Origin of the sequence: Streptomyces sp. Rer75, from assembly GCF_013414305.1 — a bacterium.
Lineage (GTDB): Bacteria > Actinomycetota > Actinomycetes > Streptomycetales > Streptomycetaceae > Streptomyces > Streptomyces himastatinicus.
On the sequence record NZ_CP058693.1, the window covers coordinates 208,201 to 221,219 of the forward strand.

The 13,019-nt window shown below is 69.8% G+C and carries 14 protein-coding genes; 7 read left to right on the forward strand and 7 right to left on the reverse strand.

Annotated features, from left to right (window positions below):
* Window positions 1-12: 12 nt before the first annotated feature.
* Window positions 13-1,131, reverse strand: coding sequence for a class I SAM-dependent methyltransferase (locus HYQ63_RS00845; RefSeq protein WP_179932037.1), 1,119 nt, complete (start codon window positions 1,129-1,131; stop codon window positions 13-15).
* A 342-nt stretch (window positions 1,132-1,473) separates the two neighbouring features.
* Between HYQ63_RS00845 and HYQ63_RS00850 the strand changes: the two genes are divergently transcribed.
* On the forward strand, window positions 1,474-2,898 hold the full coding sequence (locus HYQ63_RS00850) for a class I adenylate-forming enzyme family protein (protein ID WP_179932038.1): 1,425 nt from the start codon (window positions 1,474-1,476) through the stop codon (window positions 2,896-2,898).
* 281 nt (window positions 2,899-3,179) lie between these two features.
* Here the strand turns inward: HYQ63_RS00850 and HYQ63_RS00855 are convergent, their stop codons facing one another.
* Complete coding sequence (locus HYQ63_RS00855) at window positions 3,180-3,527, reverse strand: hypothetical protein (protein WP_257232716.1); 348 nt, start codon at window positions 3,525-3,527, stop codon at window positions 3,180-3,182.
* Between HYQ63_RS00855 and HYQ63_RS44215 the strand changes: the two genes are divergently transcribed.
* The 3 genes from HYQ63_RS44215 to HYQ63_RS00865 all read left to right on the forward strand — a co-directional run bounded on the left by HYQ63_RS44215 (window position 3,456) and on the right by HYQ63_RS00865 (window position 4,433).
* Window positions 3,456-3,677, forward strand: a complete 222-nt coding sequence (locus HYQ63_RS44215; RefSeq protein ID WP_257231503.1) for a hypothetical protein — start codon at window positions 3,456-3,458, stop codon at window positions 3,675-3,677. The two genes, HYQ63_RS00855 and HYQ63_RS44215, sit on opposite strands and share 72 nt — an antisense overlap.
* 100 nt (window positions 3,678-3,777) lie before the next feature.
* Entirely contained in the window at window positions 3,778-4,212 is a 435-nt protein-coding gene (locus tag HYQ63_RS00860) for a tautomerase enzyme (RefSeq protein WP_179932039.1), read from the forward strand.
* Window positions 4,213-4,214: 2 nt separating this feature from the next.
* The gene (locus HYQ63_RS00865) at window positions 4,215-4,433 is read left to right on the forward strand and encodes a hypothetical protein (RefSeq protein WP_179932040.1); all 219 of its coding nucleotides are present in this window, start codon (window positions 4,215-4,217) and stop codon (window positions 4,431-4,433) included.
* A gap of 443 nt (window positions 4,434-4,876) precedes the next feature.
* Here the strand turns inward: HYQ63_RS00865 and HYQ63_RS00870 are convergent, their stop codons facing one another.
* The 4 genes from HYQ63_RS00870 to HYQ63_RS45810 form a co-directional block, all read right to left on the reverse strand.
* Window positions 4,877-6,127: a DUF418 domain-containing protein gene (locus HYQ63_RS00870; RefSeq protein WP_179932041.1), complete on the reverse strand. Its 1,251-nt coding sequence runs from the start codon at window positions 6,125-6,127 to the stop codon at window positions 4,877-4,879.
* Window positions 6,128-6,812: 685 nt separating this feature from the next.
* On the reverse strand, window positions 6,813-6,998 hold the full coding sequence (locus HYQ63_RS00875; protein WP_179932042.1) for a hypothetical protein: 186 nt from the start codon (window positions 6,996-6,998) through the stop codon (window positions 6,813-6,815).
* 7 nt (window positions 6,999-7,005) lie between these two features.
* On the reverse strand, window positions 7,006-7,221 hold the full coding sequence (locus tag HYQ63_RS00880; RefSeq protein ID WP_179932043.1) for a hypothetical protein: 216 nt from the start codon (window positions 7,219-7,221) through the stop codon (window positions 7,006-7,008).
* Window positions 7,181-7,393, reverse strand: a complete 213-nt coding sequence (locus tag HYQ63_RS45810) for a helix-turn-helix domain-containing protein (RefSeq protein ID WP_373689192.1) — start codon at window positions 7,391-7,393, stop codon at window positions 7,181-7,183. The genes HYQ63_RS00880 and HYQ63_RS45810 overlap by 41 nt, the downstream gene beginning before the upstream one ends.
* 535 nt (window positions 7,394-7,928) lie before the next feature.
* On the opposite strand from HYQ63_RS45810, the gene HYQ63_RS00890 reads away from it, so the two are divergent.
* The 3 genes from HYQ63_RS00890 (at window position 7,929) to HYQ63_RS00900 (ending at window position 11,541) form a co-directional block, all read left to right on the forward strand.
* A complete protein-coding gene (locus HYQ63_RS00890; RefSeq protein WP_179932045.1) occupies window positions 7,929-9,308 on the forward strand; it encodes a PHB depolymerase family esterase in 1,380 nt (459 codons plus the stop codon).
* Window positions 9,309-9,754: 446 nt separating this feature from the next.
* Window positions 9,755-10,426 (forward strand): response regulator transcription factor, encoded by a 672-nt coding sequence (locus HYQ63_RS00895; protein WP_179932046.1) that lies wholly within the window; start codon window positions 9,755-9,757, stop codon window positions 10,424-10,426.
* On the forward strand, window positions 10,423-11,541 hold the full coding sequence (locus HYQ63_RS00900; RefSeq protein ID WP_179932047.1) for a sensor histidine kinase: 1,119 nt from the start codon (window positions 10,423-10,425) through the stop codon (window positions 11,539-11,541). The genes HYQ63_RS00895 and HYQ63_RS00900 overlap by 4 nt, the downstream gene beginning before the upstream one ends.
* Before the next feature lie 261 nt (window positions 11,542-11,802).
* On the opposite strand, the gene HYQ63_RS00905 is transcribed toward HYQ63_RS00900, so the two are convergent.
* Window positions 11,803-13,011: a sugar MFS transporter gene (locus HYQ63_RS00905; RefSeq protein WP_179932048.1), complete on the reverse strand. Its 1,209-nt coding sequence runs from the start codon at window positions 13,009-13,011 to the stop codon at window positions 11,803-11,805.
* Between the last annotated feature and the right edge of the window lie 8 nt (window positions 13,012-13,019).

The window sequence follows — 13,019 nt, forward strand, 5'->3', positions numbered from 1 at the left end:
CTGGTTCAGGCCTTACGGGAACAACGATCGGTAGAAGGGCGTGGTGCGGAACCCGTCCTGGTGGTGCCCCGAACGCCAGCGCAACGGCACCGCCGGTCCGGCATCACGGTGCAGCTTGCCGGTCAGCGCGTAGTCGGGGTGGACGCCGTCGTCGCTCATCGTCGTGGTGAACTCGAACGCGAACCGGTCGCCCGACCGCACGGGCAGACCCGCCTCCGACAGCGGGGCGTAGACCGGGGTCCAGCTGCTGGGCTGGACCAGCGAGTCAAGCGGCTCGTCGTCCTCGGTCACCCACAGGCGCATTCCCAGGGCGAGTCCGTGGAACCGGCCGGGCCGGGTGAACGTCACCTCGGCGCGGTCGACGCCCTCCGGCCGCAAGTCGCCGTTGAACTCCAGGGGTTCGACCTCGGCGGTGCCGGACAGGTACGACCGCTCCTGCGTCTCCGGGCTGTCCTGCAGACCGACGAGGCACACCCGCAGGTCGAAGGGGCGGCCCACCGAGCTGAACACCTCTTCCACGTAGCGGAAGGTGAAGAGCGGAAAGCCGGGCGGTTCGCCTGCCGAGGCGCTGCCCAGGTCGAAGGCCACCGCCGTGGTGACGCTGCGGTGCGGGATGAACATCCCGCCGGGCTTCACCAGCCGCCGCCGTGCGTCCCGCAGGACGGCGCCCGCCCCCTCGGAGCCGCCGAGCGTGCCGATGATCTCGGAGACGCACACGTCGACGGGTTCGGGGAGTTCGATGTCGGTAGACAGGCCCTCCAGCACGGTGATCCGGTCGGCGTAACCGGCCTGCTCGATGGTCTTCCGGGCGATCCGCGCGGACTTCGGGATGACCTCCACGGCCCATACGTGCCGGGCTCCGGCGCGAGCGGCGGCCAGCGCCCACACCGCGTCCTGCCCCGTGCCGATGTCGAGCACGGTGCGGCCGGGCGCGTATCTTCGCACGGCTTCGCTGTAACGATTCATCCTCAGCTCGTCCTTGAGCATCTGTCCGTACGCGAAGTCGCCGTACAGCGGATACTCGCCGACCGAGGGGAACAGCCAAACCGGGGGGTTCGACTCGAAGACGCAAGCCCGCACAGGCACCTTGTGTGCGGGCGAGTCGATCTCGGCGACGAAGGAACGGGCCACGCGCAGTCCTCTCCCATGGATACGGCTGGACCGGCTGCGCCGTCACACCGCTTTCGTACCGCAAGCATGCCAGAAGGGGAGCACAGCCCAAAGAGCCGATCTTGTCGGGACATTGCATCACCGTTGCCGTGCGCCGCGACCCGACCGGCAAAAGGGCTGGTGGGACGGCCACCGACCCCGCCTCGATGATTTTCCGACAATCTGATGTTCATGGACGGCATGATCGAAGAGCGTCTATGGTGACGCTCGGCCACGGCCGGTGCCGTGCAGCCGCATCACAGATGACTTTGATGGAGTGTCACACCGCCGCGCGGTGGCTCCACGGAACGGCGGGGTGATTCGATGGCCGCGAAAATCTTCGCCGCCGACTCGGTCGAGACCTTGAAGGAGTTCGAGCAGAAGGCCCTTGCCATGGCCGACACCCTGCGCGCCAGGGGTGTCCACGCCGGCAGCCGCGTCCTTCTCAAGGCGGGCAACTCGACCGGCTTCGTGGGCGGGCTACTGGCCCTGATGCATGTCGGCGCGTCGATCGTGCTCGTGGACCAGCAGGAGAAGGCCGACGAGACGGAGCGGATCCGGACCCAGGCCCGAGCGAAGATCGTCTTATGCGACGACGACGCCCCGGTCCTCGACGGCGCGGAGCTGATGGCCCTCTACGAGGTGATGGCCGCCTCGGCGGACCGGACGCCCGTGGACCGCGCCCTGGACTTCACCACGTGGTCCGCGCTCCCCGACGGGCTGATCATGTGGTCTTCCGGCTCCACCGGCCCACCGAAGGGAATCGTGAAGAACGGTGGCCGCTTCCTGAAGAACCTGGAGCGCAACGCCCACCAGGTCGGGCACCACTCCGGTGACGTCCTGCTGCCGCTGCTGCCCTTCAACCACCAGTACGGGCTGTCGATGGTGCTCATTGCGTGGATAACCCGCTGCTCCCTGGTGATCGCCCCATACCGCAGGCCGGACCGCGCGCTGCGCATCGCGGACTACACGCGGGCGACCGTCCTGGACGCCACCCCGGCGACCTACCGTTCCATCCTCAACATCCTCCGCACACGCCCCGCCATGAAGGCGGGCCTCGGCACGGTCCGCATGTTCTGCAGCGGCGCCGCTCCCCTGGACCCCACTCTCAGCCGGTCTTACGTCGACGAATTCGGCCTGCCCCTCCTCGACAGCTACGGCAGCACCGAACTCGGCAATGTCTCCTTCGCGACCTCCGACAACCCCGTGGCGTGCGGCAGGGTGATGGAGGGGCTCGCCCTGAAGGTGGTCGGCGACGGCGGCGACCCGCTCCCCGCGGGCGAGATCGGCGAGTTGCTGGTCGACTGCCCGGACATGATGCTGGGCCACCTGGACGCCGAGGGTGACCTCACCCCCGCCCCCCAGGGCTGGTTCTCCACCGGCGACCTGGGCTACCTCGACGACGCCGGCCACCTCCATGTGATCGGCCGGAAGTCAGCGGTGAACCGCAACGGTTACACCCTCTACCCCGAGATCATCGAGCGGAAGATCGCCGACCACGGCTGCTCGGCCAAGATCGTCTCACTGCCCGCCGCGGACCGGGGCTGCTCGCTGGTCTTCTTCGTCGAGGACGAACTGGCTCGCGACGCCAAGCACTGGCAGACCCTCATCAACGATGTCCTGCCGCCCTGGGAGCGGCCGAACCGGGTGCACGTGATCGACCGCTTCCCCCTGAACGCCAACGGCAAGCCGCACGCACGCAAGCTCGAAGAGCTCGCGCGTGAGCTGTTCACACACGGCGCCGGCTGAGTCCGCGCGCCGACGTCCCTGGTCCGCGTGAGATGTTCCGAGTCTGTGGGTGATCTTCGGCGCGGCGACGGCCGTGGGCGCGGACTAGCGATCAACGTCGACCGCGCGACCCACCACCAGCGTTGCTCCGGGCGGACGGAAAGCTGCCAGGTCGGGGTGTTCCTCGCCTACGCGACCGAGCGCGGCCGCACCCTGCTCGACCGTCGCCTGTACCTGCCCACCTCCGGACCCGGTCAGGTGCGCCGCCACCACTGGGCCAGTCGTACCAACGTGGGCCCGGGTCAGCCGAGGCCGTCGGCTCCCACGGTCACGGCGGATTCGTCGAGGAGGGCGTCGGTGACGGGCTGCGGACGACCATGGAGGTCGAGGACCGGGGTGGCCTCCTTGTACCAGGACTCGAGGACGGCGTTGCCCCAGAAGTCGCGGCGGCGGTCGTCGTGCACGTTCCAGCGGTAGGTCTCGTGATCGGGGTCGCCGGTGTAGTAGTCGGAGGTGTAGATCTCCACGCGGTGGCCGTCGGGGTCGCGCAGGTAGAGGGAGAAGGCGTTGGAGACGCCGTGCCGTCCGGAGCCGCGCTCGATGTGGTGTTCCTTGCGCAGCGAGCCGAACAGGTCGGCGCGGCACAGCACTTGGTGCGACTCGTGGGTGGCGACGCCGAGGTGGTGCGGCGGGGGCCGACGCCGCCCGTGAAGGCGACGTCATGGACGGTCTGCTTGCGGTACATCCAGGCCGCGTACAGCTCGTGCTCGTCGCCCTCGATGGTCTCCGAGCAGCCGTAGCCGAGGGACTGGTAGTGGGCGTAAGCGGCCCAGCCGCACCCGAACGGGAGGGGAGGCTGTGACCTGAAGCTGTCTATAACGACTGTCATAGGAGGATGTCGTGACGATCATTACCGTGAACAGCCCCAAGGGCCGCCTGAGCCTGGAGCAGCACCGCACGCTGGCCGAGACGCTGACGGACGCGGTTCTCGTGCCCGAGGTGGGGCAGTTCGCTCCGCCCGCGCCAGTTGGGTTTCAGGTGCACTTCGTCGAGCGCGAGCCCGACATGATGGCCATCGGCGGACGGCTTCTCGCGGACATCAGCCCGGACGCCGACGTCATGGTGATCGACGTGGCCGTGATGGACGGCGACTGGCGGCAGGAGGTCAGGACCGCGGTCATCGAGCGCATCCTGACCGCGCTGGCCGACGCCTGCGGCCTCGCCAAGCCGTCGCCGACCTGGTGGGTCAACTTCCGCGTCATCGCCGAGGGCAGCTGGGGCTCCAGCCAGCGTGGGCGGCGTTCGTGGAAGACGGGGCTACCTCGGCCATTTTGACCATGCCGCCGGACTTGGCGAAGAAGGTCTCCAACTTCGTCGCCACCCTTGCCATCGAGGCCGGGGGTGCGGTGGACAGGGACCGACCGCCGCCGGGCACCCCGATGAGTGTCCACGCTCGGTTCAGCATCCATATCCCTGGCGAACCCGTCATCCTCGAGTACACCGTCCACCAAGACCTCCGCGCGATCCGGATCCCGGTCGTGGTCTGGATCGACTGACCTCTCCGATCCCCGTGCCACCGTGCCTGGGGATCTGACGAGCGTCGCAGCCCGCAGACCCCTGGGCATCTCGGTGGTACATCACTGTGCGGATGACTGCCTGGTCAGTGCCGGGACCACTCCTGGAGTGACGGTCCTGTCAGCACACGCTGGAGGCCGTAGACCTTCTGTTCTACTACGTAGGCCAGGGGCAATTACGTACTGGCCCGGCAGGCAGGGGTTCGCAGGAGGGCCAGGGTGCTTGGCGTGCTGGGTCGATCCCGGTTCCGGGCAGCAAGTCGAAGTCCTACCGGAACGGCAGCCCGGTGCGCTCGGAGCGCTGCCACAGCGACTGTGCCTCGGCCACAGCTCGCCCGATACGGGTGGCAAGCCCGGTGCACCGGGCTTGCCGGAGGGTATCGGTTGGACCTCGGGCCAACCTTCCCGGGATACCCACCCGAGGCTCATCGGACGAGATTTGCCAGTTTGGTGGCGCCGTTGAGCAGGTACTCCAGCGGTCCGCGGCGGAAGAAGCGGGACCAGATCACCGCGAACAGGGTGGCCCCGACGATGAACCGGGCCAGCAGCGCGGCAGAGGCGGATTCCGGTGGGGTGGCCGCTTCGCCGGGCAGGGCGAGGATGACCAGGATGTGGCCCACGTAGATGGTCAGGGACATGGTGCCGACGGCGATGATCGGAGTTGCCAGCCGGCGCAGCCACGGCAGTCGGGCCATCGCCACCGTCACACACAGGAGCACGGTGATCGCGATCCCCAGACTGCCGACGAGGTCAAACGTGGAACTGCTGTGCGGCTCGGCCGCCAGTAGCCCCCATGCGTCGGACCCACCCAGCCCACCACCGATCTCCATGTCGAACGATCCCGATCCCATGCCGGGGTCCTTCATGGCAGGCGGCCCGGTCATGATCTCCTGGGCGCCGCCGGACAACCGGAGCGCCAGCCACGAGACGCCGTATCCAAACACGATCATCGCGGGACCGACCACGGCCAGCCGGCGCTGCACCGCGCCGGAGGTCAGATCCAGCCGGCCCAACGTCATGCCGGTGACCACGAACGTCATCCAGGTGATCGCCGGGTAGAGGCCGGTGAGCGTAAGATCGAGCAAGCCTACGCCGCAGAGTCGCGCGATCGGGTCGTACGTGTTGATGGTGTTCACGACCGGCTCGTTGAGCAGTGCCCGGAGACCGAACGCCAGCTGCGGTGTGACGACCCCTAGCGTGACCGCGATGGTCGCGAGCGTCCTGGCCCGTAGCCGCACCAGGGGCAGGGCCAGCAGGAAGTACAACGCGTAGAAGTTGAGGATTCCGGCGCCGCCGAAGTTGGTCATCGCCAACGCGATGCCCACCACCAGCAGGACTGAGGCCCGGATCGCGATCCGGGCCTTCGCCTGCCGGCCGGCCAGTCCGGTCTTCGGCTCGCGGCGGCCGGCGATCAGCATTAACGAGAACCCGGCAAGGGTGGCGAACAGCGCCGACGCCCGGCCGCTCGACAGGTCCAGGAGCCAGTCGCCAACGCCGCCCCCGGGCACGGGTAAGGGGCCGACGTGCACGGCGAACATTCCGAACACGGCCAGTGCACGGGCGAGGTCCACGCCGACCAGCCGCGCCACCGGCGCTGGGGGTTCCGTCGCCGTGGCGGATTCGGGTGCGGGCACGGGGCGCGGAGGCGCCTTCTTGGCGCTTTCGGTCTCAGTCACCCAGACAACCTCGCCGAGGCGGGGGCGACCGACCATCCGACGGGCTTCGGGAGGCGCCCTGCCGGTCGGCCCCAACCACCCCGCCGAGTGGCGGGGATCGGTCGGCCGTACAGGAACGACTGTGGTCGCCGACCTGGCCGCCGGGACGCCGTGGGCCAGCAGGTTCACCGCCACCACACGTTCAAGGGGCTCCCGGGCCCGAGTGGCCGGCCTGGCTCGACCTTCATGCCCCGCCGGCAGGCCGACAATCGGCTCTGCACCACGGCACAGGGCCGAGCCGCCCAAGAACCCCGTACGCCGATTCCTTCCATTGGGCAGAAACCCCACTTTCCGGGTGCCTCCGGCGCCATCTACGGTGCGGTCGCGCTGCTGCGCTGTTGACCGCCTCGCGACGATCCCGCCTCGCGCGGCCGCCAGATCAGGGCCGTCGGCACCCAGTTGCTCTCGTTCAGTTCCGCCTCCGGCAACCCGGTCCACGGGAAGGTGAACGGCACGCTCGGTGCGCCGGGCACTCGATGGGCGGCGGCGGTGTGATGGTGACCCTCCGGGACGACTCCCGCTTCAAGGCGGGCCTGCCCCGAAGCGGACAAGACCAACCCCTGCCCTGGTCACACGCTGCGGTCCACCGCAGGAGCCCTCACCACAGCCCGCTCCGCCTCTGTCCGCGCCCTCGGGACGCGTCGGCTCACCCGCCGTTCTGCCGATGGAACAACGCCCGGGAGATGGTCCGGCCCACAGCCATGACCACGGGCGCGAGCGCGCTCTGTCCGGCGTCAGAGGCCCCCGGGACGACGGACACGGCGGCCACGACCACACCCATCGCGTCCCGCACGGACGCCGCGGCCGAGACCGGGTCCCCGGGCCGGGCCACCGGCCGTTCACCGCGTAGCCTGCCCCTCCACCCCGGCGAGCACGCGACGCAGGCCGGTCGCCGGGACATGGTGGGCCACATAGCGTTCCTGGACGGCTGCCTCCGCGTACGCGAGGAGCACCAGGCCGTCGCAGGTGGCGTGCGCCGGGCACCGGCCGCCGACCGGTTCGCCCGCTCCGTCGTTATCCGGGGCGCCGATCTGCTCGACGAGCACCGTCTCCATGCCGTCCAGATGCCGTCCAGCACCGCCAGCCGAACCTGCTGCCGCCCGGTCTTCCGGTACAGGGACCGATCTCGTAGCGACCGTTCCGGTTCCGTTCGAGTGCGCCGCAGGACAACAGCTCGCCGACAAACCGGTGAGTGGTGGCCAGCGGCATCCCGGTTCGCCGACTGATGTCCGAGAGAGGTCAGCGATTGGCGTTCTCCGGCGAACGCCTCCAGCACACTGAGAACCCGTCCGGTGACCGAGTGGGGGCTGGTTCCTCAGCGGGCGCGCCGCTGGGCGGTGGTGGAGGCGACACTGAACGCATCTGGCGATCCTTTCGGCGGATAGGGCCGTACCGCGTGAACAGGCGCGCTTCAACATGACATGCCTACAGCAAGAGCCTCAGGTACGCACGAACGCAGCGCCACCCCTCACCCTCGGAGGCCGCGGAGTTGAACCCGCTTGCCCGGGGAGCACGAGCACACTGCCGGATTGATGCACATGACGCATCGACAGATCCCGGTTCCATGCCTGGACACGGTTCGGACATGGCTTGGAGACTCACGCGTGGTACGGCGACGCCCGCCACCTGCCTCGCTTCCGGAACGACCCCCACCCGGCCACGCGTCGGTGCTCATCCCGCCGTACCGCTCAACTTCGGTTCCTCGCACCAGGCGACTCCACATCCGGCCCTCTCAGGTCGGCCGACACCCTACGGAGGACCCATGGGACAGATCACCAGACGTACGGCGCTCACCATGGCCGCGGGTACCGTCACCGCGTCGACGGTGGTCAACACGGCCACTGCGACGGCCGATACCCCGGCGCCGGGACGGCCCGTGGCGTCCGGGGCCAATCCCGCTCTGCGGACCGCCCTCATCACACGGGTGACGCCCAGGAACAACTGGCGGGTGACCGCCGTCGCCATCCGCTACGCGAACCCCATCAACATGCGCGGCGGCATCATCCCACCCTCCGCGTTCCGGGTCACCGCCGCCCCCGGCGGGCAAAGCGCGGCCCGAACGGTCACCCGGGTCTACCCGAACACCGAGGCCAGGACGGACGACCTCCCCCACGCGGGACGGCGTGGCAGATACCTCATCATCGAGCTCGACCCGGACGACGCCAATGCGCAGGCTTCCCGCACCGACCCTCTTCCGCTCCATCGCGCCTACGCCGTCAGGCAGGTGGCCGATGTGACGACTCCTCACGGCGAACTGGTGCTCGCGGCCGGTCCGTTGGCGATCCGGAACGACGACGTCATCACCCCGGTGGTCGACGGCTTCACTGCCGGTTCGTTCACCGACTCCACCGGCTTCGAGCTGGCCTTCCGGCTCCATCAGCCGGAAGCGTTCGTGCGGAGTCCGGCGGCGGCCACCCGGTATCCGCTCGTCATCACCCTGCACGGCGGCGGCGAGGTCGCCGACAACAACATGACCCAGCTCACCGCCAATCGCGTCGCGGTCACCTTCGCCAAGCCAGAACGCCAGCGCCGGCACCCCGCGTTCGTACTCGCCCCGCAGATCCCGCTGCCCCGCCCCATGGACGGACCCGACGCTACGGACTGGACCGACCCCAAGGTCCGAGCGGCGCTGGTCGAACTCATCGACACCTTCACGACACAGCGCCCGGTCGACGCGGACCGGCTCTATCTCGTCGGCCTGTCATCGGGGGCGCGAGGCATCTTTAACCTGCTCCCGAGGCATCCCCACACCTTTGCCGCGGCCCTGGCCACCGCCGGCTGGGGTGACCCGTCCACCATGGGCAAGATCACGCACATCCCGATCTGGGCCGATCACTCCATCGACGACCCGGTGGTCCCCTACCGCGAGGGACGGTTCGGAAAGCCCGGCACCTGGACGCTGATGAACGAGATGGAGAGCGCCGGTGCACAGGTCACCCGCGGGGAGTGGGCCAACGACCTGCCGAAAGCGGAGTTCGAAGCCCGGTCCAGGGCCCTGCTGAAACGGGCCCGCCAAGCCGGGAGCCATGTGCTCTTCACGAGCTATACCCCCGGAACCACTCCGGTGAGCCCCCACTTCGCGTGGGCACAGACATACGAGAACGACGTCGTCATCGACTGGCTCTTCAATCAGTCCCGTTAAGCCCTGACGCCGAAGTCCCCGCGTTCGGCGGTGGCGGCCGGGCCGAGGCGGGCGAGGGGAATTGGTGGTCCACGGCCAGCAGGATCCCGGCCCCAATAATCACCTTGGCGACGGCCTGGCGTGACGGCGAGGCCCCAGGCCGGGTCCAGGCCGATCAGCCGGCCCACGCCGGGCGTGACGGCCGGGGGCTCCCCGCGCTCGCGTATCGGGGGCTCTGCGCCGGCCTGGAAAACTGCGGCGTCCGGGTGCTGTGTCATGGCTCTCGGGCTGGAGAGCGGGCCCGTCGCGGAGTACCGGCAGAAGGCTACGGCGTCCCTGCCGACCGGAGGGTGATACCCCGCCGTGTGGGGGGAGCTGCCGCTCGGCGGGTCACCACGGCCACCAGGGGCTTTAGAGTCGAGAAGGCAAGAGCCGGACGGCACGGACAAATATGAGGCGGAACGCACGTGATCCGGGTAGTGGTGGTGGACGACGAGGCACTGATCCGGTCCGGATTCGGGCTCATTCTGGGTGCGTCCGACGACATCGAGGTCGTCGCGACCGCGAGCGGGGACGACGCCGTGGAGACCGTCCGCCGGGAGCGGCCCGACGTGGTTCTGCTGGACATCCGGATGCCGGACGTCGACGGGCTCACCATCCTGCGCGAGCTACGGACGTCGCCGGACGCTCCGGTGGTGGCGATGCTGACGACGTTCGACGCCGACGAGTACATCCTGACCGCCCTGCACTCCGGCGCGGCCGGTTTCCTGCTCAAGGACACCGAGCCGGAGCAGCTGGCCCACCTCGTGCGGACCCTGGCCGCGGGCGGCGTGGTGCTGTCCCCCAAGGCGTCCAGGACCCTGCTGCGCAGCCACCCCGGCACCGAGGCGGCCGTCGACGAGGCGGCGGGCCGCGTCCGGCTGCTCACCGCCCGCGAGCGCGACGTCCTCGTCCTGGTGGCGGAAGGGCTGTCGAACGCCGAGATCGGCACGCGCATCCACCTGGGTGCCGGCACGGTCAAGGACCACGTCAGCGCGATTCTCACCAAGCTGCGGGTGACCAGCCGTGTGCAGGCCGCGCTGCTGGCGCAGCGGGCCGGACTGCTGGATGAGCGCCCGCGGTCGGAGGCCGGACGGTGAGCCGTGCACGCGCCCTGTGGAAGCATGTGCCCGCGCCGGTCGTGGACATCGTCCTGGTGGTGGCCGCAGCCGTGGACCTACGGCTGAGTCTGTGGGACACGACGCGACTTGGTGTCGCGCTGGCCGCGCTCGGCTGCGCCGCGTTGGCCTTCCGGCGCAGGTTCCCGCTCACCGTCTTCCTGCTCACGCTGCCGATAGCGCTCATGCAGGATATCGCCCTCGCTCCGCTCATGGCGCTGTTCACCCTGGCCGAACGCTCCCGCAACCGCCGTCTCCTGGCGGTGTGCATCGCCCTGTCCGCCGGGGCAAGCAGCATTCCGTGGCCCCTCGTCAGCCTCACCGAGGTCGGCCGGACCATGACGCTGATCATCTTCGTGTACAGCCTGGCCACCGCCGTCGTACCGGTCCTGTTCGGTCAACTCGTACAGACGCGACGGGACTTGGCGCGGCGGCTGACGGAGGTGGAGGAGGCCAGGGAGCATGAGCGGGCCCTGCACGCCCAGGCCGTGCTCGCCCGCGAACGCGCCCAGCTGGCCCGCGAGATGCACGACGTGGTCTCCCACCAGGTCAGCCTGATCGCCGTACGGGCCGGAGCCCTTCAGGTGGCCACCAAGGACGCGGACGCCAAAGAGGCCGCACGCACGATCCGTTCGCTCAGTGTCACCACGCTCGACGAACTGCGCACCATGGTCACGCTGCTGCGCGCCTCCGGCGGCCACGTCACCGAGCTGACTCCCCAACCCACCCTGACCGACCTGCGCAAACTGGTGGAATCAAGCGGCACTCAGGCTCAGCTGACGGGTGAGCTTCCGCCCACCGTGGGCACACCGGCCCAACGGGCCCTCTACCGTACGGTCCAGGAAGCGTTGACCAACGTCCGCAAGCACGCCCCCGGCGCCACGGCCTGCGTCGAACTGTGGCAGGACGGCGACCACGTCGGAGCGACCGTCACCAACAGCCCGCCCACGCGTCCCTCCCTGTCCCTGCCCGGTTCACAGCAGGGCCTGGTCGGTCTGCGGGAACGGGCCGACATCCTGCACGGCGCCCTGGAGGCCGGCCCGACCGCGGAGGGCGGCTACAGGGTGCGGCTGCGCATTCCGCTCAGCACGGACTGACCGACCAGGGCAACAGGTCATAGACCCGGTCCGCGGTGGCGCCGAGCCCCGACGGCCGGACTCTGGCGGTCGGCGGCAACGCGGGCACGATGTGCCATACCGGAGGGTTCGTGTCCAGTTGTGCGGCGTCTCGATCTCGGCTTCAGCCACATCCCTGGCAGACGTTGGGCGACGAACGGACTCGGCCACCGCTCCTGTTCTGCGTCAGGGAGCGGTGGCCGCTTCACCTCATCGGGGCGGCGGACGATCCAACGGAAGTGCTCACCCGGTTTCGGCAGTGGACGAGGGCGCGAGCTGCCCCTCGGCTGGGGCCTCCGTGCCGGCCACGGTCATCCGGAGCAGGGGCAGCGAGGCGATGAACGTGCCGAGCGCCAGGACGATGCCGAGCACCTCCGCCCCGGCGGCATCGAGGACGGCACCGACGAGCAGCGGGCCGATGCCGGTGCCCAGCGCACCCGCGCCGCTGAGGGAGGCGACCAGCCGTCCGGTCGGGTCGATGACCGCCGCGGCGGCGAGCATCTGCACCAGGACGGCCAGCTGGCAGGCCTGCCAGAGGACGGCGGCGATGATGAACAGCAGGGGGTCGTGGGTGAAGATCAGGACTGCCATCGCCAGGGCCTGGGCCGCGACGAAGGCGGCCATTGACCGCATGCGCCCGAAGCGTCGCGCGGCGATGGGACCCACCACGGCGCCGACGAGCGCCACGACGCTGGAGATCGCCAGGACGGCCGACACGGCCGAGTGCGACATGCCGGTGTGCTGGCGGCCCAGGACCGAGGCGTACGACCATGCGCCCTGGGTGACGGCCCACAGGAGCGCGGTCCCGAGGAGCAGAACCACCGACGGCCTCGCCGCGGCCGTTGTTCCTCCCGTACCGGCGGATCCGGCGTCCGGTGTCGCGGGGCCGGTGGGGCCTTCTGGGAGTCGGCGTACCAGCGGCCAGGCGACGAGACAGCACAGCGCCATGAGCAGGAAGCCGGTGCCCTCGCCCAGGTCGTGGTTGGCGGCGGGGACGGCCATGATCAGCAGTGCCGTCACGCCGACCGTGCCGGAGATGGTGACGGCTGAGGCCTTGTCGGCGTCGTCGGTGGCGGCGAGCGCGGCCGTGGCCGCCGCGTAGACCGCGCCCAGCCCCGCGCCGACGACCAGATTGGCCAGGACCAGAGTCACCGGGTCGGTGGCCGCCGTCGCCGCCAGGAAGCCGGCTCCTGAGAGAGCCAGACCCAGGCGTGTCATCCTCACGCGCCCTGGCCGCGCGGCCCGTTTGGCCAGCAGTAGCGTCACGACCGCTGTGGCCATCAGCTGGGTCGCGGCGACGAGTCCGGCGCTGGAGTCCGACAGTTCGAAGCGCGGAGCGAAGTCGTCGACGAAGACGGGCATCACGTTCGCCCCGCCGCTGCCGAGGGTGACCCCGGCGATCAGCGCCATCGCCACGGCGAAGGCCAGGGCGGAGCCCCTGCGCGCGTTCACCGGCAGCC

Bases quoted from the DNA above. Each gene is read 5' to 3' on its own strand.
- HYQ63_RS00850 (WP_179932038.1), top strand. From the start codon at position 1,474: ATGGCCGCGAAAATCTTCGCCGCCGACTCGGTCGAGACCTTGAAGGAG.
- HYQ63_RS00865 (WP_179932040.1), top strand. From the start codon at position 4,215: ATGCCGCCGGACTTGGCGAAGAAGGTCTCCAACTTCGTCGCCACCCTT.
- HYQ63_RS00880 (WP_179932043.1), bottom strand. From the start codon at position 7,221: ATGGAGACGGTGCTCGTCGAGCAGATCGGCGCCCCGGATAACGACGGA.
- HYQ63_RS00890 (WP_179932045.1), top strand. From the start codon at position 7,929: ATGGGACAGATCACCAGACGTACGGCGCTCACCATGGCCGCGGGTACC.